This is a genomic window from Variovorax saccharolyticus, assembly GCF_030316765.1.
GTDB classification, from domain to species: Bacteria; Pseudomonadota; Gammaproteobacteria; order Burkholderiales; family Burkholderiaceae_C; genus Variovorax; species Variovorax saccharolyticus.
In genome coordinates, this window is record NZ_JASZYT010000001.1 from 102,377 (window position 1) to 124,293 (window position 21,917).

Annotated in this window: 22 protein-coding genes; 13 read left to right on the forward strand and 9 right to left on the reverse strand. The window is 68.8% G+C overall.

Translation table 11 applies throughout. From position 1 onward, the window contains the following. The first annotated feature begins 6 nt into the window (after positions 1 to 6). From urtC to urtE, 3 genes are read left to right on the forward strand one after another with little or no spacing between them, the layout of a single operon-like run. Positions 7 to 1,218, forward strand: coding sequence for an urea ABC transporter permease subunit UrtC (urtC, locus tag QTI45_RS00520; protein WP_286369248.1), 1,212 nt, complete (start codon positions 7 to 9; stop codon positions 1,216 to 1,218). After that, entirely contained in the window at positions 1,215 to 2,090 is an 876-nt protein-coding gene (gene urtD, locus QTI45_RS00525) for an urea ABC transporter ATP-binding protein UrtD (protein ID WP_286369249.1), read from the forward strand. The genes urtC and urtD overlap by 4 nt, the downstream gene beginning before the upstream one ends. Before the next feature lie 15 nt (positions 2,091 to 2,105). Next, a complete protein-coding gene (gene urtE, locus QTI45_RS00530; RefSeq protein ID WP_286369250.1) occupies positions 2,106 to 2,798 on the forward strand; it encodes an urea ABC transporter ATP-binding subunit UrtE in 693 nt (230 codons plus the stop codon). A 2-nt stretch (positions 2,799 to 2,800) separates the two neighbouring features. Here the strand turns inward: urtE and QTI45_RS00535 are convergent, their stop codons facing one another. From QTI45_RS00535 to QTI45_RS00545, 3 genes are read right to left on the reverse strand one after another with little or no spacing between them, the layout of a single operon-like run. Then, positions 2,801 to 3,535, reverse strand: coding sequence for an amino acid ABC transporter ATP-binding protein (locus QTI45_RS00535; protein ID WP_286369251.1), 735 nt, complete (start codon positions 3,533 to 3,535; stop codon positions 2,801 to 2,803). Further along, positions 3,532 to 4,794, reverse strand: a complete 1,263-nt coding sequence (locus tag QTI45_RS00540) for a M20/M25/M40 family metallo-hydrolase (RefSeq protein ID WP_286369252.1) — start codon at positions 4,792 to 4,794, stop codon at positions 3,532 to 3,534. The genes QTI45_RS00535 and QTI45_RS00540 overlap by 4 nt, the downstream gene beginning before the upstream one ends. Before the next feature lie 5 nt (positions 4,795 to 4,799). Further along, positions 4,800 to 7,745 carry an FAD-dependent oxidoreductase gene (locus tag QTI45_RS00545; RefSeq protein ID WP_286369253.1) on the reverse strand — a complete coding sequence of 982 codons (2,946 nt, stop codon included), beginning with the start codon at positions 7,743 to 7,745 and terminating at the stop codon, positions 4,800 to 4,802. A 104-nt stretch (positions 7,746 to 7,849) separates the two neighbouring features. Between QTI45_RS00545 and QTI45_RS00550 the strand changes: the two genes are divergently transcribed. The 6 genes from QTI45_RS00550 (at position 7,850) to QTI45_RS00575 (ending at position 13,679) form a co-directional block, all read left to right on the forward strand. Next, positions 7,850 to 8,746, forward strand: a complete 897-nt coding sequence (locus QTI45_RS00550) for a dihydrodipicolinate synthase family protein (protein WP_286369254.1) — start codon at positions 7,850 to 7,852, stop codon at positions 8,744 to 8,746. A 52-nt stretch (positions 8,747 to 8,798) separates the two neighbouring features. Continuing rightward, positions 8,799 to 9,629, forward strand: a complete 831-nt coding sequence (locus QTI45_RS00555; RefSeq protein ID WP_286653271.1) for an ABC transporter substrate-binding protein — start codon at positions 8,799 to 8,801, stop codon at positions 9,627 to 9,629. A 47-nt stretch (positions 9,630 to 9,676) separates the two neighbouring features. Further along, complete coding sequence (locus QTI45_RS00560; protein WP_286369256.1) at positions 9,677 to 10,399, forward strand: amino acid ABC transporter permease; 723 nt, start codon at positions 9,677 to 9,679, stop codon at positions 10,397 to 10,399. Positions 10,400 to 10,412: 13 nt separating this feature from the next. Next, positions 10,413 to 11,867: a dihydropyrimidinase gene (hydA, locus tag QTI45_RS00565; protein WP_286369257.1), complete on the forward strand. Its 1,455-nt coding sequence runs from the start codon at positions 10,413 to 10,415 to the stop codon at positions 11,865 to 11,867. A gap of 71 nt (positions 11,868 to 11,938) precedes the next feature. Continuing rightward, positions 11,939 to 12,625 (forward strand): GntR family transcriptional regulator, encoded by a 687-nt coding sequence (locus QTI45_RS00570; protein WP_286369258.1) that lies wholly within the window; start codon positions 11,939 to 11,941, stop codon positions 12,623 to 12,625. A 112-nt stretch (positions 12,626 to 12,737) separates the two neighbouring features. Beyond that, positions 12,738 to 13,679: a bestrophin family protein gene (locus QTI45_RS00575; protein ID WP_286369259.1), complete on the forward strand. Its 942-nt coding sequence runs from the start codon at positions 12,738 to 12,740 to the stop codon at positions 13,677 to 13,679. Positions 13,680 to 13,708: 29 nt separating this feature from the next. Here QTI45_RS00575 and QTI45_RS00580 read toward each other — a convergent pair whose 3' ends face one another. The 4 genes from QTI45_RS00580 to QTI45_RS00595 form a co-directional block, all read right to left on the reverse strand. After that, on the reverse strand, positions 13,709 to 15,133 hold the full coding sequence (locus tag QTI45_RS00580) for an MFS transporter (RefSeq protein WP_286369260.1): 1,425 nt from the start codon (positions 15,131 to 15,133) through the stop codon (positions 13,709 to 13,711). Positions 15,134 to 15,194: 61 nt separating this feature from the next. Beyond that, on the reverse strand, positions 15,195 to 16,025 hold the full coding sequence (locus tag QTI45_RS00585; protein WP_286369261.1) for an urease accessory protein UreD: 831 nt from the start codon (positions 16,023 to 16,025) through the stop codon (positions 15,195 to 15,197). A gap of 53 nt (positions 16,026 to 16,078) precedes the next feature. Continuing rightward, the gene (locus QTI45_RS00590; protein WP_286369262.1) at positions 16,079 to 16,600 is read right to left on the reverse strand and encodes a nucleoside deaminase; all 522 of its coding nucleotides are present in this window, start codon (positions 16,598 to 16,600) and stop codon (positions 16,079 to 16,081) included. Then, positions 16,597 to 17,625: an ABC transporter substrate-binding protein gene (locus QTI45_RS00595; protein WP_286369263.1), complete on the reverse strand. Its 1,029-nt coding sequence runs from the start codon at positions 17,623 to 17,625 to the stop codon at positions 16,597 to 16,599. Before QTI45_RS00595 ends, QTI45_RS00590 begins: the two co-directional genes overlap by 4 nt. A gap of 273 nt (positions 17,626 to 17,898) precedes the next feature. Here QTI45_RS00595 and QTI45_RS00600 point away from each other — a divergent pair, with 273 nt between their 5' ends. Genes QTI45_RS00600 through QTI45_RS00615 form a run of 4 tightly spaced genes read left to right on the forward strand, consistent with a single transcriptional unit; the run spans position 17,899 to position 20,777 of the window. Continuing rightward, positions 17,899 to 18,975, forward strand: coding sequence for an aromatic ring-hydroxylating dioxygenase subunit alpha (locus QTI45_RS00600; RefSeq protein WP_286369264.1), 1,077 nt, complete (start codon positions 17,899 to 17,901; stop codon positions 18,973 to 18,975). A gap of 38 nt (positions 18,976 to 19,013) precedes the next feature. Next, positions 19,014 to 19,622 (forward strand): sulfite oxidase-like oxidoreductase, encoded by a 609-nt coding sequence (locus QTI45_RS00605; protein ID WP_286369265.1) that lies wholly within the window; start codon positions 19,014 to 19,016, stop codon positions 19,620 to 19,622. Continuing rightward, positions 19,619 to 20,356, forward strand: a complete 738-nt coding sequence (locus tag QTI45_RS00610) for an FAD-binding oxidoreductase (protein WP_286369266.1) — start codon at positions 19,619 to 19,621, stop codon at positions 20,354 to 20,356. The genes QTI45_RS00605 and QTI45_RS00610 overlap by 4 nt, the downstream gene beginning before the upstream one ends. A gap of 22 nt (positions 20,357 to 20,378) precedes the next feature. After that, positions 20,379 to 20,777 (forward strand): OsmC family protein, encoded by a 399-nt coding sequence (locus tag QTI45_RS00615; RefSeq protein WP_286369267.1) that lies wholly within the window; start codon positions 20,379 to 20,381, stop codon positions 20,775 to 20,777. Between the two features lie 7 nt (positions 20,778 to 20,784). On the opposite strand, the gene QTI45_RS00620 is transcribed toward QTI45_RS00615, so the two are convergent. After that, positions 20,785 to 21,099, reverse strand: coding sequence for an EthD family reductase (locus tag QTI45_RS00620; protein ID WP_286369268.1), 315 nt, complete (start codon positions 21,097 to 21,099; stop codon positions 20,785 to 20,787). Positions 21,100 to 21,142: 43 nt separating this feature from the next. Continuing rightward, positions 21,143 to 21,913, reverse strand: coding sequence for an ABC transporter permease (locus QTI45_RS00625; RefSeq protein WP_286369269.1), 771 nt, complete (start codon positions 21,911 to 21,913; stop codon positions 21,143 to 21,145). Positions 21,914 to 21,917 lie beyond the last annotated feature (4 nt).

Below are 21,917 nucleotides of genomic sequence, written 5' to 3' on the forward strand. Positions count from 1 at the left end.
CCACTCATGTCTTCCACCAAACTTCCCACCAAGGGCCCGCTGCTCAGCGGCAAGGGCTGGACCGTCTTCTTCGTCGCGCTGATCGTGGTCTGCGCGGTGGCGCCGGTGCTCAACATCATGGTGCCGGCAGGCAGCGCGCTGCACATGAGCGACTACGCGGTGGCGCTGGTCGGCAAGATCATGTGCTATGCGATCTGCGCGCTGGCGATGGACCTGATCTGGGGCTACACCGGCATCCTGTCGCTGGGCCACGGCCTGTTCTTCGCGCTCGGCGGCTACATGATGGGCATGTACCTGATGCGCCAGATCGGCCGCGACGGCAACTACAAGAGCGACCTGCCGGACTTCATGGTGTTCCTCGACTGGAAGACGCTGCCCTGGCACTGGAGCCTGAGCGACAGCTTCGTCGCCACGCTGATCCTGATCGTCGCGGTGCCGGGCCTGATCGCCTTCGTGTTCGGCTTCTTCGCCTTCCGCTCGCGCATCAAGGGCGTGTACTTCTCGATCATCACGCAGGCCATGACCTTCGCCGCCATGCTGCTGTTCTTCCGCAACGAGACCGGCTTCGGCGGCAACAACGGCTTCACGGACTTCAAGCGCATCCTGGGCATCCCGATCCAGACCCAGGAGATGCGCATGACGCTGTTCGCGCTGACCGGCCTGACCTTGCTGGGCTTCTTCCTGTTCTCGAAGTGGCTGATCGCGAGCAAGTTCGGCCGCGTGCTGCAGGCGATCCGCGACGCCGAGACGCGCGTCATGTTCTCGGGCTACAACCCGCTGGGCTACAAGCTCACGATCTGGGTCATCTCGGCCATCATGTGCGGCGTGGCGGGCGCGCTCTACGTGCCGCAGGTCGGCATCATCAACCCGGGCGAGATGAGCGCCGCCAACTCGATCGAGATCGCGATCTGGGCCGCGGTCGGCGGCCGCGCGACCCTCATCGGGCCGATCATCGGCGCCTTCATCGTCAACGGCGCGAAGAGCTGGCTGACGGTCGCCTATCCCGAGTACTGGCTGTACTTCCTCGGCGCGCTGTTCATCGCCGTCACGCTGTTCCTGCCCGACGGCATCGTCGGCCTGGTGAAGAAATGGAAGGCCAGGGTCAAGGCGCCGAGCGAGGGCCGGCGCGAGGCGCAGCGCGCTGTGGCGGTGGAGCAGGGCGTCGAGCCCTCGGCGCTGGCGCCGCTGGCCGTCGATGCCAAGGGAGCGCGCGCATGACGCCCGACCTGATGGAAGCCGGCGCCGAGCGCATCGCCCGCCATGGCGGACCGGTCGACCATGCCCCGCAGACCGAATCGGGCGGCCGTGCGGCGGGCTACGGCCGGCATGCGACCGGCGAAGTCGACGTCACGCACGGCCGCATCCTCTATCTCGAAGACGTCAGCGTGAGCTTCGACGGCTTCAAGGCGATCAACAAGCTCTCGCTCGACATCGCGCCGGGCGAGCTGCGCTGCATCATCGGACCCAACGGCGCAGGCAAGACCACGATGATGGACATCATCACAGGCAAGACCCGGCCCGACGAGGGCACGGTGTTCTTCGGCAGCACCATCGACCTGCTGCGCCACAAGGAGGCCGAGATCGCGCAGCTCGGCATCGGCCGCAAGTTCCAGAAGCCGACGGTGTTCGAGCATCTCACGGTGTTCGAGAACCTCGAGCTGGCGCTCAAGACCGACAAGGGCGTCAAGGCTTCGATGCTGTTCAGGCTCGATTCGGCGCAGTCCGACCGGCTGGCCGAGGTGCTGCACACGATCCATCTCGAGGACAGCGTGCAGCGGCTGGCCGGCAACCTGAGCCACGGCCAGAAGCAGTGGCTCGAGATCGGCATGCTGCTGATGCAGGACCCGAAGCTGCTGCTGCTCGACGAGCCGGTGGCGGGCATGACCGACGAGGAGACGGCGCGCACCGCCGAGCTTTTCCTGACGCTCAAGGGCAAGCACTCGCTGATGGTGGTCGAGCACGACATGAGCTTCATCCGCACGATCTCGGAGATCGTCACGGTGCTGTGCGACGGCTCGGTGCTGGCGCAGGGCACGCTCGACGAGGTGCAGGCCGACGAACGCGTGATCGAGGTCTACCTCGGCCGCTGATCCACAAGGAAGCACATGCTCAGCGTCAAGAACATCCACCAGTACTACGGCGGCTCGCACATCCTGCGCGACCTCAGCTTCGAAGCGCGGCTCGGCAAGGTGACCGTGCTGCTGGGCCGCAACGGCGTCGGCAAGACCACGCTGCTCAAGTCGCTGATGGGCCTGGTGCCGATCAAGAGCGGCAGCATCGAGTTCGACGGCGCGCCGATCCAGAAGAAGACGCCCTACGAACGGGCCCGCGCCGGCATGGGCTTCGTGCCCCAGGGCCGCGAGATCTTCGCCCGCCTGACGGTCGAGGAGAACCTGCGCATGGGCCTGGCCTACAAGCCGGGCTCGACGCCGGTGCCGCCGGAGCTGTTCGAGCTGTTCCCGGTGCTCAAGCAGATGCTGAACCGGCGCGGCGGCGACCTGTCGGGCGGGCAGCAGCAGCAGCTGGCGATCGCGCGCGCGCTGGCGCCTCGCCCCAAGCTGCTGGTCCTCGACGAGCCCACCGAAGGCATCCAGCCCAGCATCATCAAGGACATCGGCCGCGTGATCCGCATGCTGGCCGACCGCGGCGACATGGCGATCGTGCTGTGCGAGCAGTACTACGACTTCGCGCAGGAGCTGGCCGACGACTACCTGGTGATGGAGCGCGGCGAGGTGATCGCGCGCGGTCTCGGCAAGGACATGGAAGCGCAGGGCGTCAGGCAGCTGGTGGCGATCTGAGCTCAGTGCTGCAGGATCTTCGACAGGAACTGCTGCGCGCGGTCCGAGCGCGCTGACGGATTGCCGAAGAACTCCTCCTTCGCGCAATCCTCGACGATGCTGCCGCGGTCCATGAAGATCACGCGGTTGGCGACCTTGCGGGCGAAACCCATCTCGTGCGTCACGCACATCATGGTCATGCCCTCGCGTGCCAGCTGCACCATCACGTCGAGCACCTCGTTGACCATCTCGGGGTCGAGCGCCGAGGTCGGCTCGTCGAACAGCATCGCGATCGGGTCCATCGCCAGCGCGCGGGCGATCGCCACGCGCTGCTGCTGGCCGCCCGAGAGCTGGGAAGGGTACTTGTGCGAATGGGCCTTCATGCCCACCCGTTCGAGCAGCGCCATCGAGCGGGTGCGCGCCTCGCCGGCCGAGCGCTTGAGCACCTTGACCTGGGCGATCGACAGGTTCTGCTCGATCGACAGGTGGGGGAACAGCTCGAAGTGCTGGAACACCATGCCGACGCGCGAGCGCAGCTTGTTGAGATTGATCTTCGGGTCGCCGACCGACACGCCGTCGACCGTGATCGTGCCCTGCTGGAAGGGCTCCAGCGCATTCACGCACTTGATCAGCGTGGACTTGCCGGAGCCCGAGGGCCCGCAGACCACCACCACCTCGCCCTTGCGGATGCGGGTCGTGCAGTCGGTCAGCACCTGGAAGCTGCCGTACCACTTGCTCACTTGGTTGATTTCGATCATCGGGTTTCCTCTGGCGGAGTCAGGAGTTGCAGGAGGGTGTTGGCCACGACGACGGTCGCGCGGCGCAGTTCATCGAGCGGCACGCGCTCGTCGGCGCGATGGCCGTTGGCCTCGAGCAGCGACTCGGGGCCGGCGCCGTACATCACGGTCGGGATGCCGGCTTCGCTGTAGAGGCGCGCGTCGGTGTAGAGCGGCACCCCGATCGGCGTCACGGGCTTGCCCATCACGGCGCTGGCTTCGCGGCACATCAGCTCGGCGAATTCCCTGGCGCCGGGCGCGGGCGCGAAGGGTCGCGCCAGCAGGATCTGGCGGATCTCGACGGCGATGCCCGGGAGGGCGCGGCAGGCGTCCTCGATGACCTCGCGCAGCTCGGCCTCGACGGCTTCGGGCACTTCCTCGGGCACGATGCGGCGGTCGATCCGCAGGCTCAGCGTGTCGGCCACCACGTTGGTGTTGATGCCGCCCTCGATCAGGCCGACGACCATCGTCGGATGCGTGATGCCGGGGGTCTGCGAGGGCCGCTCGGCCAGCCGGTCGCGATAGCGGTACAGCGCGGGCAGCAGGGTCGCCGCGGCCTCGATCGCATCGGCGCCGGTGTCGGGGCGCGCCGCGTGCGCCGACTTGCCGCGCAGCGTCACCTCGAGGTGCAGGCAGCCGTTGTGGGCCACCACCACGTGATGGGAGAAGGCGGCCGAGATCACGTAGTCCGGCCGGCTCAGGCCCTGCGACAGGATCCATCTGGGGCCGGTCATGCCGCCGGTCTCCTCGTCGTAGGTCAGGTGCAGCTCGACCGTGCCGGCGAGCGCGACGCCGGTCGAACGCAATTGCCCGAGCGCCCGCAGCGCGAAGGCGTAGGTCGTGAAGTCGGACTTCGAGACCGCCGCGCCGCGGCCATACAGCCAGCCGTCGCGCACCTCGCCGCCGTAGGGCGAGCCGGTCCAGCCCGAGCCGGGCGGCACCACGTCGCCGTGGGCGTTGAGCGCCACCACCGGCCCGTCGCCGAAGCGCTCGCGCACGATCAGGTTGGTGACGCTGCGCATGCCGTGCTGCTGCGCGAAGCCGGCCGGCACCGGGTGGCGCTCGACCTCGAACTCCATGGCCTCGAGCAGCCGCGCCGTCAGTTCGGCGTGCGGCGCGCAGTCGCCGGGCGGGTTGTCGGAGGGGCATTGCACCAGGGTGGCAAGCGTTTCGACCTGCTGGTCGAAATGGCTGTCGATGAACTGGCGCAGCGTCGCGCGCGCGGAGGAATGGTCGGTCATGGGGATCAAAGGAATCGGTCGATGCGAAAAGGAGTGATGTCGATGTCGGTGCGGCCATGCACGATCAGGTCGGCGACCAGCCGCGCAGTGACCGGTGCCAGCGTGTAGCCGTTCGAGGTCACGGCGTTGTAGAAGCCGGGCAGGCCGGGCACGTCGCCGATGATCGGCGCGCCATCGATGTTGACGTTCATGCCGGCCCAGCAGCGCACCATGTGCAGCCCGCTGACCGCCGGCAGCACCTGGCGCGCGACCCACAGGCCGCCCTCGATGCTGGCGCGCTCGGCGCGGTTCAGGCGCATGCCTTCGTGGAAGGCGGCGGTCCAGCCGCCGCCGATGATCAGGCCGCCGGTGGCCGCCTGCTTGAGGCTCAGGTGGCGGTCGGCATGCGCGATCAGGTGGTTGACCAGCGGCGGCGCCGGTTCGGTGACGATCATCTGCAGCGGCGCGCCCTTGACCGGGATCTTCACGCCGAGCATGTCGCCGACCGTGCTCGACCAGGCGCCGCTGGCATTCACCACGCGGCCCGCGTGGATCGTGCCGCGCGAGGTGTGGACCACGAAGCCGGCGCCGTCGCCCGGCAGGCGTTCGATCTCGCGCACGTCGCAGCCGCGCAGGAAGCGCGCACCTTGCGCTTGGGCGCGCGTCGCCACCGCATAGGTCGCGCGCAGCGGATTGATCTTGCCCTCCATCGGGCACAGCTCCGCGCCCAGCAGCGCTTCGGACAGCGCGGGCGAGAGCCGGCGCAGTTCGCTGCCGTCGATCACCTGCGCATCGATGCCGTGGCTGCGTTCGAGCGCGGCCTTGGCCTCGATGAAGCGCATGCCGGCCTCGCTGTCGGCCACCATCAGGCCGCCCGTGATCTTGATCTCGAGGTCTTCGCCGCAGTCGGCTTCGATCTGCTGCCACAGCCGCACCGACATCGGGCCGAGCGGCAGCGTGGCCGCGGCCGGGCCGCCGCCTTCCTGGGCCTTGGCGCCGAAATCGAAAGACAGCAACTGCACGTGCAGGCTGCCCGCGTTGGCGCCCGAGGCCTGCAGGTTGACGTCGTCGCGATCGACCACCGTGACGTCCTGGCCGGCCTTCGACAGGTAGTAGCCGAGGCAGGAGCCGAGCACGCCGGCACCGATCACGAGCACGTCGGTGCGGATGGTGCCGAAGGGCGCGTGTTCGACCGGCCGTGCGAGGTTCGGCGTGATCGCGGGCTTGTGTCCGCCCCATTCGGGCTTCTCGAAGCCGAGCGCGCCGGCCGGCACCGGCTTGGCCGGCGGGCGCGGTGCGAAGTACTGCTCGACCTCGAGCGGGCGCCCGGTCATTTCGCTGACCAGCTTTGCCGCGGTGACCGCGCAGTAGCGGCCCTGGCAGCGGCCCATGCCGAGCCGCGTGTTGCGCTTGAGTGCGGCCAGCGTGTCGCGGCCGGCGCGGATCTGCTCGCGCACCGAGCCGAAGCTGATTTCTTCGCAGCGGCACAGCAGGGTGTCGTCGCTGACCGCGGCAAGCGCGACCGGCGGCGCTTCGTACAGCGACCACAGCGCCTGCTGGAAGCACTCCGCCTGCCGCAAGCGGCCTTGTGCCTTGAACGGCTCGGAAGCCAGCAGCCCGAGGTTGCGCGCCGCCGCCACGCCGGCCAGCGTGCCGCGCGCCAGTGCGACGCGCGAGCCGCCGAGGTCGGCGCCGTCGCCGACCACGAAGACGCCGGGCAGGCTGGTGGCGCCGTCCTTGCCGGTCACTGTCGCGAGATAGCCGAGATGCCGCTCGGCCACGCGGTGCTCGCAGCCCAGCATGCGCGCCAGCTCGGTCGAGGGGATGAAGCCGTAGCCCAGGCACAGCGTGTCGGCCTCGAAACGCAGCGCCGGGGAGGGCGCCGCGCGACCCTGGTGGTCCAGGCGGGCGGCCTGCACGGACTGCAGCTCGCCGGCGCCCTCGGCGGCGACCACCGCGTGGCCCCACAGCAGCGGCACCTTGTGGGCGCGCAGCTGCCGCAGGTAGCCCCAGCCCTGGCGCAGCAGGTCGGGCGCGGTGCGAGCGGCTGCGAGCAGCTGGCGCCAGTCGCGCACCGAAGGGCGGGCCGCCGATTCGAGCACCGCGACCACCTGGGCGCCGCCGGCCAGCAGCTCCGCCGCCAGCTGCAGGTTCAGCGGGCCGTTGCCGGCGATCAGCACGCGCCGGCCCGGCGCGACGCGATAGGCCCGGGCCAGCGTCTGGGCGGCGCCCGTGGTCATGACGCCGGGCAGGGTCCAGCCTGGGAAGGGCACCGGCCGCTCGTAGGCGCCGGGCGCGATCACCAGCTGCCGGCAGCGGATGAGGGTGGCGCGGCCGCCGATCAGCGCGCTGACTTCGCGCGGCGAGAAGGCGGCCCACACCTGCGCCCCCTGCTCGACCGTGACGCCGGCGCCGAGCACCTCGCGCTCCAGCGCGAGGCCGTCCGCGAATTGCCGGTCGGCGGGCGTCGCGGCCTGGTGCGACGGCGCCAGCGGCTTGTAGAACTGGCCGCCGGACTGCGGCCGCTCGTCGAGCACCAGCACGCGGGCGCCGGCACGGCGGGCCGCGAGCGCTGCCGAGAGGCCGGCCGGGCCGGCGCCGACCACCAGCAGGTCGACCTCGCGCTGGAGCGCTTCGGCCGCCGCAGGTGGCGTCAGCGGCTGCAGCGGGTCCGCGGCCGTGCCGGCCGGCATCGTCGAGCGGATCTGCTGGCCGTCGGCCGCCTTGGTCAGGCAGGCGCGCTGGCTGGCCTGGCCGTCGACCGTCACGAGGCAGTCGAAGCAGGCGCCCATGCCGCAATAGAGGCCGCGGCGAGCGCCGTCGCGCGTGTGCCGCAGCTGCCGGATGCCGCTGGCCGCGAGCGCGGCGGCCACGGTCTCGCCTTCGAGGCCGTCGACGGCTTGGCCGTCGTACCAGAAGCGGATCGGGCGTCCGCCCGCGGCAATGGAGGAATGGGTCAGTCTGGCGCTCATGAATTCGGTGCGAAGCAAAAAAACCACTTTGACATGGTTCAATGTATACGTATACTAACCGTATACAAATACTTCGTCACCCGATTTTTCACCGAGGACTGGCAATGACAGCGTTCCGAGGCACCTATACGGTGCTCATCACCCCCATGACCGCCGACGGAAAGCACGTGGACGTGCCGGCCCTGAAGAAGCTGGTCGACTGGCAGATCGAAGAGGGCATCCACGGGCTGATCCCCCTGGGCAGCACCGGCGAATTCCTGTCGTTGACGCCGGATGAGCGGCAGCTGGTGATCGAGACCTGTGTGCAGACCGCTGCAAAACGCGTGCCCGTGCTGATCGGAACCGGCGCCGAGTGGACCGACGAGTGCGTGCGCCTGAGCCGCGAGGCGGAGACGATGGGCGCCGACGGCGTCATGATCATTCCGCCCTTCTACAGCACGCCCACCGACGACGAGCTGTTCGAGCACTACCGCAAGGTGGGCGAGTCGATCGGCGTGCCGATCATGGTCTACAACAATCCGGCCACGGCCAATGTCGACCTCAAGCCGGAGCTGGTGGCGCGCCTCTCGCGCATCGACAACTGCAAGTACATCAAGGAGTCGACGCTCGAGGTCACGCGGGTGCGCGACATCATCGAGTTGTGCGGCGACCGCATGACCGTGTTCGCGGGCATCCTGGGCTACGAGTCGTTCTGGCTCGGCGCGCAGGGCTGGGTCGCGGTCTGCTCGAACCTGATCCCCAAGATGTCGGCCCGTCTCTTCGAGCTGGTGGCCGACGAGCGCAACATGCCCGAGGCCCTCGCGCTCTACAAGGAGATGCTGCCGATCGTGCGCTGGGTCGGTGGCCACCGCTATGTGGCGGCCTCGAAGGACGGCCTCACGATGATGGGCCTGCCGGTCGGCAAGCCGCGTGCGCCGCGCCTGCCGCTGCCCGAGGCCGATGCCGTCGACCTGCGGCGCGAACTCGACCGCCTGGGCCTGCTGGGCTCCATCGCCGCCTAGTCGACACCTGTTCCCACCTTTCGCCTCGTTCCATCTCCACCAGGAAACCACCATGAAACTGCTTCCCGCTCTCACATCGGCCACGGCTCTTTTCATCCTCGGCACGGGGCTAGCGAACGCCCAGGCCTGCAAGTCGCCGGTGCCCGATTCGGCGCTGGTCAAGAAGGGCACGCTGATCATGTCGGTCAACCCGACCCTGCCGCCGATGCAGTTCGTCGACCAGACCGGCACGCTCAAGGGCATGCGTGTGGAACTCGGCGAGGCGATCGCCAAGCGCCTGTGCCTGACGCCCGAATACGTGCGCATCGAGTTCTCGGCCATGATCCCGGGCCTGCAGGCCGGCCGCTGGGACGTCATCAATACCGGCATCTTCTACACCGACGAGCGCGCCAAGCTGATGCAGATGCTGCCCTACGAAGACCAGGCGATCAGCATCAGCACCGCCAAGGGCAACCCGCTCAAGATCACGAAGCCCGACGACCTGTCGGGCAAGAGCATCGGCGTCGAGATCGGCGGCTTCGAAGAGCGCAAGGCGCGCGAACTCGACAAGCAGTTGACCGACAAGGGCATGAAGGGCATGACCATCCGCACCTTCGAGAACTTCGCGATGGCCTTCCAGGCGCTGCGCGCGGGGCAGGTCGAGGTCGCGCTGTCGATCGATTCCACTGGCGCCGAATACCAGAAGCGCGGTGATTTCGACCGCGTCCTCAACGGCCTGTTCCCGACCCCGGTGGCGCTGGCCGCGAAGAACAAGGACCTGTCGGTTGCCATGGCCAAGGCCCTCAACGACATGAAGGCCGACGGCAGCTTCCAGAAGCTGTTCGACCAGTACGGCGTCAAGTCGATCGACGGCGCCGTGGTCGTCAAGGGCCCGGCGAGCTGAGTCTTCCGCCTGCCGCATCACCACACTGAGTTCGAGAAGGAAAGTCCATGGGACAAGGCTGGAGCTGGTCGGGATTCGCCGACTACCTGTTCAATCCGTACATCCTGAACGGGGCGCTGACCACGCTCTGGCTCACCCTGGCGTCGATCGCCGGCGGCCTGGTCGTCGGATGTGCGCTGGCCCTGGCCCGCCTGTCGCGCCACGCCTGGCTGGCGGCGCCGGCGCACTTCTACATCTGGGTCTTCCGCGGCACGCCGCTGCTGGTGCAGCTGATCATCATCTACACCGGCCTGCCGCAGCTCGGGGTCAAGCTGTCGGTGGTCGAGTCGGCGCTGCTCGGTCTGATCCTCAACGAGGCCGCCTATCTTGCCGAGGTGGTGCGCGGCGGCATCCAGTCGGTGCCGGCGGGCCAGACCAACGCGGCGCGCGCGGTCGGCTTCAGCAGCGCCCAGTCGATGCGCTACATCGTGATGCCACAGGCCATGCGCCTGATCATCCCGACGCTGGGCAACAGCATCAACGGCCTGCTCAAGACCACCTCGATCACTTCGGTGATCTCGATGGAAGAGCTGCTGCGCCGCACCCAGGTTCTGATCCAGGAGAAGTTCATGGTGCTGGAGCTGTTCGTCGTCGCCGCCATCTACTACCTGCTGATGACCACGGCGTGGGACTTCATCCAGCGCCGCATCGAGCGCCACTACGGCCGCGCCTACGGCACCGCGAGCGCCGCCGTGCCGGTGGCGACCGAGGCCGTGCTTGAGCAACGCTAGCCGGAGCCGTGCCATGAACCACTACGACCTGATCCTTCGCAACGCCGACATCGCCACGGTCGGCGACCGCTATCGCGCCGACATCGGCGTGCGCGACGGCCGCATCTGCGCCATCGCGCAGCAGCTCGACGGCAGCGCCGCGCGCGAGATCGATGCCGCGGGCCGGCTGGTCACGCCCGGCGGCGTCGACGGCCACTGCCACTTCGACCAGCCGACCAGCGACGGCTCGCGCTTTGCCGACGACTTCTTCACCGGCACCCGCTCGGCGGCCTGCGGCGGCACCACCACGGTGCTGCCGTTCGCGGCGCAGCAGAAGGGTCACAGCATCCAGGAGGCGGTCGACGACTACCACCGCCGCGCCGAAGGCAAGGCGGTGATCGACTACGCCTTCCACCTGATCGTGGCCGACGCCACCAAGGACGTGACGCAGCGCGAGCTGCCGGCCCTGATCGAGAAGGGCTACACCTCCTTCAAGATCTACATGACCTACGACGACCTGAAGCTGGCCGACCGGCAGATCATCGAGGTGCTGGCGGTGGCGCGCAAGCACGGCGCGATGACCATGATCCACGCCGAGAACAGCGACTGCATCGCCTGGCTCACCGAGCAGCTGCTCGAAGCCGGCCTGACCGCGCCGCGCTACCACTCGAGCTCGCGGCCGATGGCGGTGGAGCGCGAGGCCACGCACCGTGCGATCGCGCTGGCCGAGCTGATCGACACCCCGATCCTGATCGTCCACGTGTCGGGCCGGGAGGCGGTCGAGCAGATCCACTGGGCGCGCGGGCGCGGGCTGCCGATCCATGCCGAGACCTGCCCGCAGTACCTGTTCCTGAGCGCCGAGGACCTGGGCATCGATCCGGACGACCCGATGCATGGCGCGCGCTGCATCTGCAGCCCGCCGCCGCGCGACAAGGGCAACCAGCAGTTCATCTGGAACGGCCTGTCGAGCGGGCTGTTCACGATCTTCTCGTCCGACCACGCGCCGTTCAACATGCAAGGCAGCGACGGCAAGCGCGTTGCCGGCGACGATGCCTCCTTCGACCGCATCCCGAACGGCATTCCTGGCGTCGAGACCCGGCTGCCGCTCTTGATGAGCGAGGGCGTGATGGCCGGACGCATCGACATCCACCGCTTCGTCGAACTCACGGCCACCAACCCGGCGCGGCTCTACGGGCTGTACCCGAAGAAGGGCACCATCGCGGTCGGCGGCGACGCCGACTTCGTGGTCTGGGACGTGTTCGGCGAGGGCGAGGAGAAGATCATCGCCAACGACATGCTCCACCACGCGGCCGACTACACGCCCTACGAGGGCATGAAGCTGCGCGCCTGGCCGGGGGTCACGGTGTCCCGCGGCCGGGTGGTCTGGCAGGACGGCGTGTTCTCGGCTGCGGCCGGCTCGGGCCAGTTCCAGCCCTGCCTGCGGCCGCGCACGCCCAATGCCACGAATCCGCTCGACAAGTGGATCTGAAGTTCTCGCGTCGCACCGCATCGGCCTGCTAAGCTTTTCCCCGTCCCTTCGTGGAAACCTTCCATCTCCGCATGCCAAGCCTTCCCAGTCCCGCGCAACCCGCCACCATCACCATCGCTCCGCTGGAGGTGCGCTCCGCCAGCCTGGCCGAGCAGGCCTACGCGAGCCTGCGCACGCTGATCCTCGACCGCAAGATTTCCCCCGGCAGCCCGCTCCAGGAAGGCCGCCTGGCGGACGACCTGCGGATCTCGCGCACGCCGATGCGCGAGGCGCTGGTGCGGCTGGCCGGCGAGGGCCTGCTGGTGCGCCGCGACGCGCGCTCCTATGCGGTGCGCGCGCTGGGCACCAAGGAGTACTTCGACTGCATGCGGGCGCGCGAGGTGATCGAATGCGAGGCCATCGCACAGGCCTGCGGCAAGATCACCGATGCCGAGATCGATGCGCTCGAAGCCGATCTCAAGACCCTCGACAGCGGCGAGCATGACGAGATCGAGCACTGGCATTTCGACGACCGCTTCCACCAGCTGATCTCCACCGCCAGCGGCAACGTGGTGTTCCCGCGCCTGGTCGAGGAACTGCGCGTGAATGCGCGGCTGTTCCGGCTGCACAGTCCGCTGCACCGCCAGCGCGAGAACCACGAAGAGCACGGCGAGATCATCCAGGCCCTGCGCGCACGGGATCCCGAGCGGGCCCGTGCGGCCATGCGCGAGCACCTGCGCAGCCTGCAGGAAGACGTCAAGCGCGCGATCATCGAGTGAGCGCCGGGCCGGGCGGCCCGGACTGCTGCGCCGCTTCTCGGCGACAATCGCTGCGTCGCACCGGCCATGGTGCGAATCGCGCCATGCTCACCGAACCGAATTCGCTGCCCTCATGATCGTCCGGCCACGCCCGTCCGGCTTCAAGTTGTTCCTGTTGAGGCGTGGCTCCATCCTTCCGCGCATCGCCCTTCCGTTGCTGGTCAACGTGCTGGTTGCCGTGATCGTGACGGCGGCGCACGGCAGTCTGGGCGGCCTCAAGATTCCCATCGGGACCGCGCCTTTCGCCTTGCTCGGACTGCCGCTGGCCATCTTCCTGGGATTCCGCAACTCCGCGGCCTACGACCGCTTCTGGGAGGCGCGCAAGCTCTGGGGCGAGGTGGTGCTGCGTTCCCGCGGCCTGGCGCGGCAATGCCAGAGCCTGATCGTCGGCGACGGCCCGGTGGATGTCGCCAACGGGGGCCTCGACGACCTGCGGGTGCGCATGACGCTGCGCAGCGCCGCCTTCGCCCACGCCCTGCGCCATCTGCTGCGCCGCAGCGACGAGCGTGCCGATACGCGGCCGTTCCTGCGCGAAGACGAGTGGCGGGAGATGGCCGAGTTTTCCAACAAGCCGCACTTCCTGCTGTTGCGCATGGGCGCCGACCTGCAGGAAGCGCTGCGTACCGGACGCATCGACCCGGTTCTGGCCGTGAACGTGGACAACTCGATCGGCGCGCTCGGCAGCGCGGCCGCGTCATGCGAACGCATCCTGGGCACGCCGATCCCGTTCTCGTACACCTTGCTGCTGCACCGGACGGCCTATCTTTACTGCTATCTGCTGCCCTTCGGGCTGGTGGACTCGGTCGGGTTCATGACGCCGCTGGTCGTGCTCATGATCGCCTACACCTTCTTCGGCCTGGACGCGCTGGGCGACGAGATCGAGGAGCCCTTCGGCAACGAGGCGAACGACCTGCCGCTCGATGCCATCTGCCGCGCCATCGAGATCGATCTGCGCGAGTCGGTGCGCGACAAGGCCCCCGAGCCGCTGCTGCCGGTCGACTACCAGCTGCGCTGACGCCCTTCGCCCCCGCGCGCAAGCCCGGATCATGGAGCGCGGTCCGAGCCGAGCGGCGGCGCCACCTCCTCGAGCGGCTTGCGTTCCGCATTCACCGCGTAGCGCAGCGCCAGCAAGCCGGCGAAGACGACCAGTGCGGCACCGATCGCGTAGCCGACGGCGACCGCGCCGCGGCTGCCGGTCTCGATCAGCGCGCCGAACAGCACTGGCGCCACGAAGCCGCCGGCACCGGTGCCCACCGCATAGAAGATCGAGATCGCGACCGCGCGCATCTCGAGCGGAAACACCTCGCTGACCGTGAGGTAGGCCGAACTGGCGGCCGCCGAGGCGAGGAAGAACACCGCCGACCAGCACAGCGCCTGGCTGCGGGCGTCGAGCCATCCCTGCATGAAGGCCCAGCCGGTCAGCGCCAGTCCGACACCCGACAGCACATAGGTCAGCGCGATCATGCGGCGCCGGCCGACGCGGTCGAACAGCGGACCCAGCAGCAGCGGGCCCAGCACGTTGCCGAGCGCGAACGGAAAGATGTAGAGCGCCACCCTTTCGGCCGGCACGCCGTGGAAACGGGTCAGCACCAGCGCATAGGTGAAGAAGATCGCGTTGTAGAAGAAGGCCTGCGAGATCATCAGGGCCAGTGCCACCGCGCTGCGCTGCGGATAGCGCCGCAGCAGCACGTGGGCGATCTCGCGCCAGCCCGGGCTCTGCGCGCGCCCGGCCGGGCCCGGCGGTCCGTCCGGCGGCGCGAGCGCCCCATGCTGGGCCCGGACCTCCGCCTCGATGCGCCGCACGATGTCCTCGGCTTCTTCGGCACGGCCATGCGCCATCAGCCAGCGCGGGCTCTCGGGCACGTCGCGCCGCACCAGCAGGATCGCCACCGCGAGCAGTGCACCGAGCGCGAAGGCGGCGCGCCAGCCCCAAGTCGGGCCGAGCACCCGGGGATCGAGCAGCCACAGGCTCAGGCCGGCGCCCAGTGCCGCGCCGATCCAGAAGCTGCCGTTGATCGCGAGGTTCACGCGGCCGCGCACGCGCGCCGGAATCAGTTCGTCGATGGCCGAGTTGATCGCCGCGTACTCGCCGCCGATGCCCAGACCGGTGATGAAGCGGCACACGGCGAAGAAGGCGAAATTCGGCGAGAAGGCGGTGGCGAGCGTCGCCGCCGCATAGACCATCAGCGTGATCAGGAACAGCTTCTTGCGGCCCAGCCGGTCGGCCAGCCGGCCGAACACCAGCGCGCCGATCACTGCGCCGCCGATATAGAGCGAACCGGTCCAGCCGATCTGCGCCGCGCCGAGCCCGAGCGTGTCGGGCCGCTCGAGCACGCCGCCGATCGATCCGACCAGCGTGACCTCGAGCCCGTCGAGCACCCAGGCCACGCCGAGGGCGATCACCACGCGCCAGTGCCAGCGCGACCAGGGGAGGCGGTCGAGACGGGCCGGGATGTCGGTGCGGGTCATCGCCGGCCAGTCTAGGCAGCACGGCGGGGCGTCCTCGTCGGACGAGCGCCCGTTCAGCGGCCTACATCGACCAGATGCGCGGCGGCTCGCTGGTCATGCCCCAGAGTTCGGCGCGCCAGGCTTTCCAGACCTGGCGCAGCAGCTGCATCGCCGGCTCGACCACCGGCGCCAGGGCGCGCAGCACGATGATCTCGGCATGCGGACTGGTGGCGCCGGCGCTCTCGTGCAGTGGGTGGGCCTCGATCAGCGAGCGCGCGGCGTCGAGCGCCGCATCGCGGCGCGCGCGCGCGATCGGCGAGCCGGCGACGAAGAAGATCGACGCCAGGCAGCGCTGCCCCGCAAGACCGAGCGGGCTCTGCAGCAGCCGCCGGTCGTCGGCGTCGATGCGCCCGCGCTCCAGCCACCTGCCCGGGGCCTCGATGTGCTGCTGCAGCGTGCCGCGTTCGAAGGGCTTGCCGGCGTTGGGCAGGCCGAGGGCCGTGACGTCCCAGCCGATCAGCTCGGCGCCGGCCTCGACCCGCAGGGTCAGCCGGTTCTCGGCCCGGCAGCCGCTGAAGCAGATCGCCTCGAGCGGCAGCCATTCGAGACGGGCGCCGGCTTCGACACTCAGTTCGGTCCGCTGCAAGGCCAGTTCGCCGTCCGAGCGGTAGAAGCGAGAGGCGCCGGGCGTCGTGATGAGGCCGTGGCTGCCAGCCGCGGCACGCACGCGGATGTCGAGCGTGTCGCCGCCGACCAGGCCGCCGGGCGGATGCACCAGCACGTTGTGGCAGACCGCGTCGCCCTCGGGGTAGAGGCTCTGCAGGATGCGCAGCGGGCCGTCATGGCGGAAGCGGGCGACGCTGCGCCGGCTTTCGGATTGGTAGTCGAGATCGAGTCGGGCGTGCCAGGGCATGGGGTGAGTGTAGGGACAAGGACCGCGACGCTCCGCCCCGGCGTCCCGCGCAATCAGGCCTTCCAGGCCCCCACGTGCGCCGCGCCGGCTTCATCGACCAGCGCCGGGCCGATGCACTCGATCGGATGCGGCGACGCCCGGAACACGTCGCGGCAGGACAGCTCGGCGTCGCGCTGGTCGCCGCGCTCGCCACGGAACACGCGCAGCCGCTCGGCGTCGATGCCGAACACCACGCGGCCGATGTTCGACCAGAAGATCGCGCCCGCGCACATCACGCAGGGCTCGCCCGACGAATAGATCGTGGCGCCGGCGAGCTCCTCGCGCGACAGCTTGCGCTCGCCGAGCATGCGCACCGCATTGGTCTCGGCGTGGCCCGTGACGTCGCCGGTCTCGGCGGTGTTGCAGTAGGCCTCGGCCAGCACCTCGCCGGCCGCCGAGACCACCACCGCGCCGAAGGGCCGGTTGCCGCGCCGGCGCCCGGCGTGCGACCAGACGATCGCCTTGCGCAGGTAGCGGCCGTCGCGCTCGTCGAGCTGCTGTTCAGCCGGAAAGGTGTCTGAAAGAAGTGAACTCATGCCTTGATGCTACGTTCGTTGCGCGCCGGCAGCATCGAGCTGTTGAAGATGGCGTCGGCCGACGGCCTGGTCTTGAGGCCGAACACCTCGGCCACCTCGTCGACCTGCTGCTCGAGCAGCAGCTTCTTGATGTCGCCCAGGCCATGGCTGCGCGTATCGGCCGCGCCGACGTACTGCGCGGTGATGGCCCAGCGGTCGAGCTCGATCTTCGCATCGAGGATCGGCTCGCGCAGGCGCATGGCCGCGATGCTGGGCGCCGGGTTGGCGAAGGTCTCGACGATCGCGCGGTTGGTGGCGCGCAGGAAGGCCGCCACCGCCTTCGGGTTCTGGGCAATCAGGTTGCTGCTGGCGAGGATCGCGTTGCCGTACAGGTTGACGCCGGCGTCCGAGTACTTCAGCACCGAGAGCTCCTCGCTCTTCATGCGCGCGAACAGCGAGATCGCGGAGTCGTGGAAGTAGGTGGCTGCATCGACGTCGCCGCGCACCATCACGTTGTCGCGGGCGCTGAAGTCGGTGGTCTGCCACTGGAAGGCGTCGGGCTTCATGCCCTGCTTGCGCGCCACCATCGGCCAGGCGCGGCGCGTCGACTCGACGGCGGCGGCAGCGACCTTCTTGCCCTGCAGGCTCTTGAAGTCGGCGCCGACGCCGCGGTCCTTGCGCCCGATGATCACGAACGGTGCACGGTTGTAGTACTGGTACACCGCCTGCACCATCGGGGTGCCCGGGTTCTGTGCGTTGAACTCCACCAGCGAGCTGATGTCGCCGAGGCCGAGCTGGTAGACGCCGCTGGCGATGCGCGTGATCGAGGCCACGGAGCCGGCGCCGGTGTCGATCGTGACGTCGAGTCCTTCGTCCTTGTAGTAACCCTTGCTCTCGGCCAGGAAGAAGGGCGCGGTCTGGCCGTTGATGCGGAAGTCCAGCGTGAACTTGAGCGGTATCGGCTTGCCGCCCTGGGCGAGGACGGCAGGCGCGGCGAGGGTGGCGGCGCAGGCGGCGCCCGTGGTGATGAAGGTACGGCGTTGCATGTGGGTGATCTCCGGAATTCGCGGGGCCTTGAACACCCCGCCGGGCCGGCGAGGCACTTCAAGAGCAATTTCCGGGCGGCGCACGAATCGGGTGCGTGCGCTGCTGAACGCTTCTACTCTTGACCGCTGTCATGCAGGAGGCATGCCAGCGCCGCGGGCCCGCAATTTGCATGAGAATCGGAGCAGAGTAGAAGCGTTCAGCTCCAGCGCACGGTCGCGGAGCGGGAAATTGCTCTTTCAGGTGGGTCCCCACGCAACCGAAGGAGTCTTTTCATGCTCGTCACGCAGCAACCCGTTTTCCGCAAGTTCTGGCATGCCGTCATGCCCCTGGCCGATCTGCAGCAGGGCCCGAAGCCCTTCACGCTGCTCGGCGAGAACATCGTCCTGTTCCTCGATGCCGACGGCCAGCCCGCCGCCTTGCGCGACCGCTGCTGCCACCGCACTGCGAAGCTGTCCAAGGGCTGGTGCGTCGACGGCGAAGGCAAGGCCTGCGGGCAGGGCGCGATCCAGTGCGGCTACCACGGCTGGACCTACGACCGCAGCGGCCAGGTGATCCGCATCCCTCAGTACGAGCCGGACCGCAAGATCTCGCCCGAATACAAGACCACCGCCTACCACTGCAGCGCGCGCTACGGCTACGCCTGGGTCGCGCTCGAGGAGCCGATCGCGGAGATCCCGGCGATTCCGGAGTTCGACGATCCGGGATTTCGCACCATCCACCAGTTCTATGAAGAGTGGCAGACCAGCCCGATGCGCGCGCTCGAGAACTCCTTCGACAACTCGCACTTCAGCTTCGTGCACCGGGCGACCTTCGGCGTGGCCGCGAGCCCGAAGCCGAGCAAGTACGAACTGGTCGAGAACGAATCGGGCTTCTACGCCGAGACCGTGATCCAGGCGGTCAACCCCGAGAAGTTCCATGCGATCAGCGGCGTGACCGACCCGATCACCACCCGCCACATGCGCAACGCCTACTTCCTGCCGTTCTCGCGCCGGCTCGACATCGAGTACCCCTCGGGCATCCGCCACATCATCATCAACTGCTTCACGCCGATCGACGACGGCCGCATGCAGCTGTGCCAATGGCTGTTCCGCAACGACACCGAGGCCGATTGCGCGGCGCAGATGCTGATCGACTTCGACGAGGAGATCACGCGCGAGGACAAGGACATCCTCGAGTCGACCGACCCCGATGCGCTGGTCGACACCCGCCGGCGCGGCGTCGAGTATTCGATGGAGTCCGACCGCCCCGGTATGCTGATCCGCAAGCACCTGATGCAGCTGCTGGCCAGGCATGGCGAGGCCGAGGTGCATCGCGGCATGCGCGTGGTGCCGCTGCAGCAGGCCGCCTGAAGCGGCGCTACCATGGCGCTCCAATCGAAGGAGTGCCGATGGTCACGCGTGGATTCACAGGACGACGTCCGACCGCTGCCTTTGCCCGCCGCCTGCCGCCCGGCCAGTTCGAGACCGACGACTTCCCGGTGCTGGCCAAGGGGCCGACGCCCGAGGTCGATCTCGCGGCCTGGCGCTTCACGCTGAGCCAGGGGCCGCGTCCGCTCGCGAGCTGGAACTGGGCCGAGTTCCAGGCGCTGCCGCGCACGCTGTGGCAGGGCGACATCCACTGCGTCACGACCTGGTCCAAGTTCGACACCCGCTGGGAGGGAGTGAGCATCGACGACCTGCTGGCCGCTGCGGGCGTGGCGCCGCCCAGTGCCTTCTTGCTGGCGCTCTCGCACGACGACTACGACACCAACGTTCCGCTGGCCGACCTGGTCGGCGGACGCGCGATGGTAGCGACCCATTTCGACGGCCAGCCGCTCACGGCGGAGCATGGCGGGCCGGCGCGGCTGCTGGTGCCGCACCTGTACTTCTGGAAGAGCGCCAAGTGGCTCAAGGGCCTGCGCTTCACGGCGCGCGACGAGGCCGGCTTCTGGGAGCTGCGCGGCTACCACATGTACGGCGATCCGTGGAAGCAGCAGCGCTACTCGGACGATCCGTGAGCGCGCAGGGGCCCACGCGCTGGCAGGAGGCGGTGATCGAGCGCATCGCGCCGCTGACGCCGCGCATCGTCAGCGTGATCCTGAAGGCGGACCTGGCGCGGCATGTGGCGGGCCAGCATGTCGACGTGCGCCTGACCGCGCCCGACGGCTACGCGGCCCAGCGCAGCTATTCGATCGCCTCGGCGCCCGGGCAGCCGGTCGAGCTGATCATCGAGAAGCTCGACGACGGCGAGGTCTCGCCGTATTTCCACGACATCGCTCGAGCCGGCGACGCCATCGAGGTGCGCGGTCCGCTGGGCGGCCATTTCATCTGGCGCGCCGGGGACGGAGGGCCCGTGCTGCTTGTGGCGGGCGGCTCGGGCATCGCGCCGCTGATGGCGATGGTGCGCGACTGGGCGCGCACCGCGGCCGACCTGCCATTGATGCTGGTCTGTTCGGCTCGCACCTGGGACGAACTGGCCTTCGGCGAAGAGCTGGAGCGACTCGAAGCGAGCCGCGCTGATTTCCGCTTCGTCGCCGCGATCACGCGCGGTCCCGGCCGCCGCCCCGCCGACCGCAGCCAGAGGCTGGATGCCGCCGCGCTGAAGGAACTGATCGCGCAATGGGGCCATCAGCCGCGCCACGTCTTCGTGTGCGGCTCGAACCGCTTCGTCGAGGGCGTGACCCGAGGGCTGGCCGGCGAATCGCTGTCGGCGGGCATGATCCGAACCGAGCGCTATGGTGGCGCCGAATGACATTCAAACAGGAGCAATTCAAATGACCCTCACGGTCCGGCGCGACGGCGTCACAGGCACCCGCCACATCCTAAATATCCGCGCGCACGAAATCCCGGTCGACGCCTCGCCCGACGGCGGCGGCACCGATGCGGGCCCGACGCCGCACGACCTCTACGACGCCTCGCTGGCCGCGTGCAAGGCGCTCACCGTGCTGCTGTACGCGCGGCGCAAGGGCATGCCGATCGAGGAGATCGAGGTCGCGGTCGACCGCGACGACAGCGAGGAGCGCCACGGCGTCTACCGCCTCGACAGCACGCTGCGGGTCACGGGTGAGCTGACCGAGGCGCAGCGCGCCGAACTGCTGCGGGTGGCGGGCAAGTGCCCGGTGCACCGCCTGATGACCGAGGTCAAGACCGAGATCGAGACCCGGCTCGTGTGAGCAGGCCTCAGCCCACCACCACTTCGCTGATCTGCATCACCGGCTGGATGTCGGTGTAGTTGGCGATGTCCGCCAGGATCTCCTTCGCATGCGGGCCGAAGGCGGCCTGGAAAGACTCCACCGAGTCGGCGAAGACGTGGCACATGCCGACATAGGTGGGCGGCTGGCCGGGTGCGCCGCCGGCCAGGCCCTTGTCGATCGTGTAGGACTTGCAGGCGTCGCCCATCCGGTTCGCGAGCAGCGGCATGTGCTTGTCGCGGTAGTAGGCGTGGTCGAACCGCGCGCCGGGGGAGAAGGGGTACATCACGCTGACCTTGATCATGGGTTCGTCTCTCCTGAAAAAGAACCCGCAAGGATAGGCGCTTTCACTCCCCCTGCGAACCCCGGTGCGCCCAGCCCGTCGTGTGCTTCTCGACCGCGCTGAACAGCTCGTACATGCCCATCGCCATCGCGCCCACCACCATCAGGCCGGCGAAGGCCAGGCCCATCTGCATCGACGAACCGGCCGAGATCAGCAGGTAGCCGATGCCCTCGTTGGCGGCGGTCATCTCCGACACCGTGGTGCCGACGAAGGCCAGCGTGATCGCCACCTTGAGCGAGGCGAAGAAGTAGGGCATCGAGCGCGGGAAGCCGATCTTCATGAGCACGTCCCAGCGCTTGGCGCCGAGCACGCGCAGCACGTCCTCGAGTTCGGGCTCCAGGGTCGCCAGGCCGGTCGCGATGTTGACCATGATCGGGAAGAAGCTGATCAGGAAGGCCGTGAGGATCGCCGGCCCGACGCCGATGCCGAACCAGACCACCAGGATCGGCACGAAGGCCGCCTTCGGCAGTGCGTTGAAGGCGGTCATCAGCGGGTACATCGCCGCGTAGGCCAGCCGCGAACTGCCGATCACGAAGCCCAGCAGCACGCCCACCACGATCGCCAGGCCGAAGCCCGCCATCGTGACCCAGAAGGTGCGCCAGGCGTGGCCGGCGATGATTTCCTTGAACTCCCAGAACTGGGTCCAGATGCGCCAGGGGCTCGGGAAGATGAATTCCGAGACGCCGAAGCCCGAGCAGATGATCTGCCACAGCACGATGACCGCGACCAGCAGCAGCCAGGGCGACCAGCGTTCGATTTGCTTGTTGTTCTTCATGAAT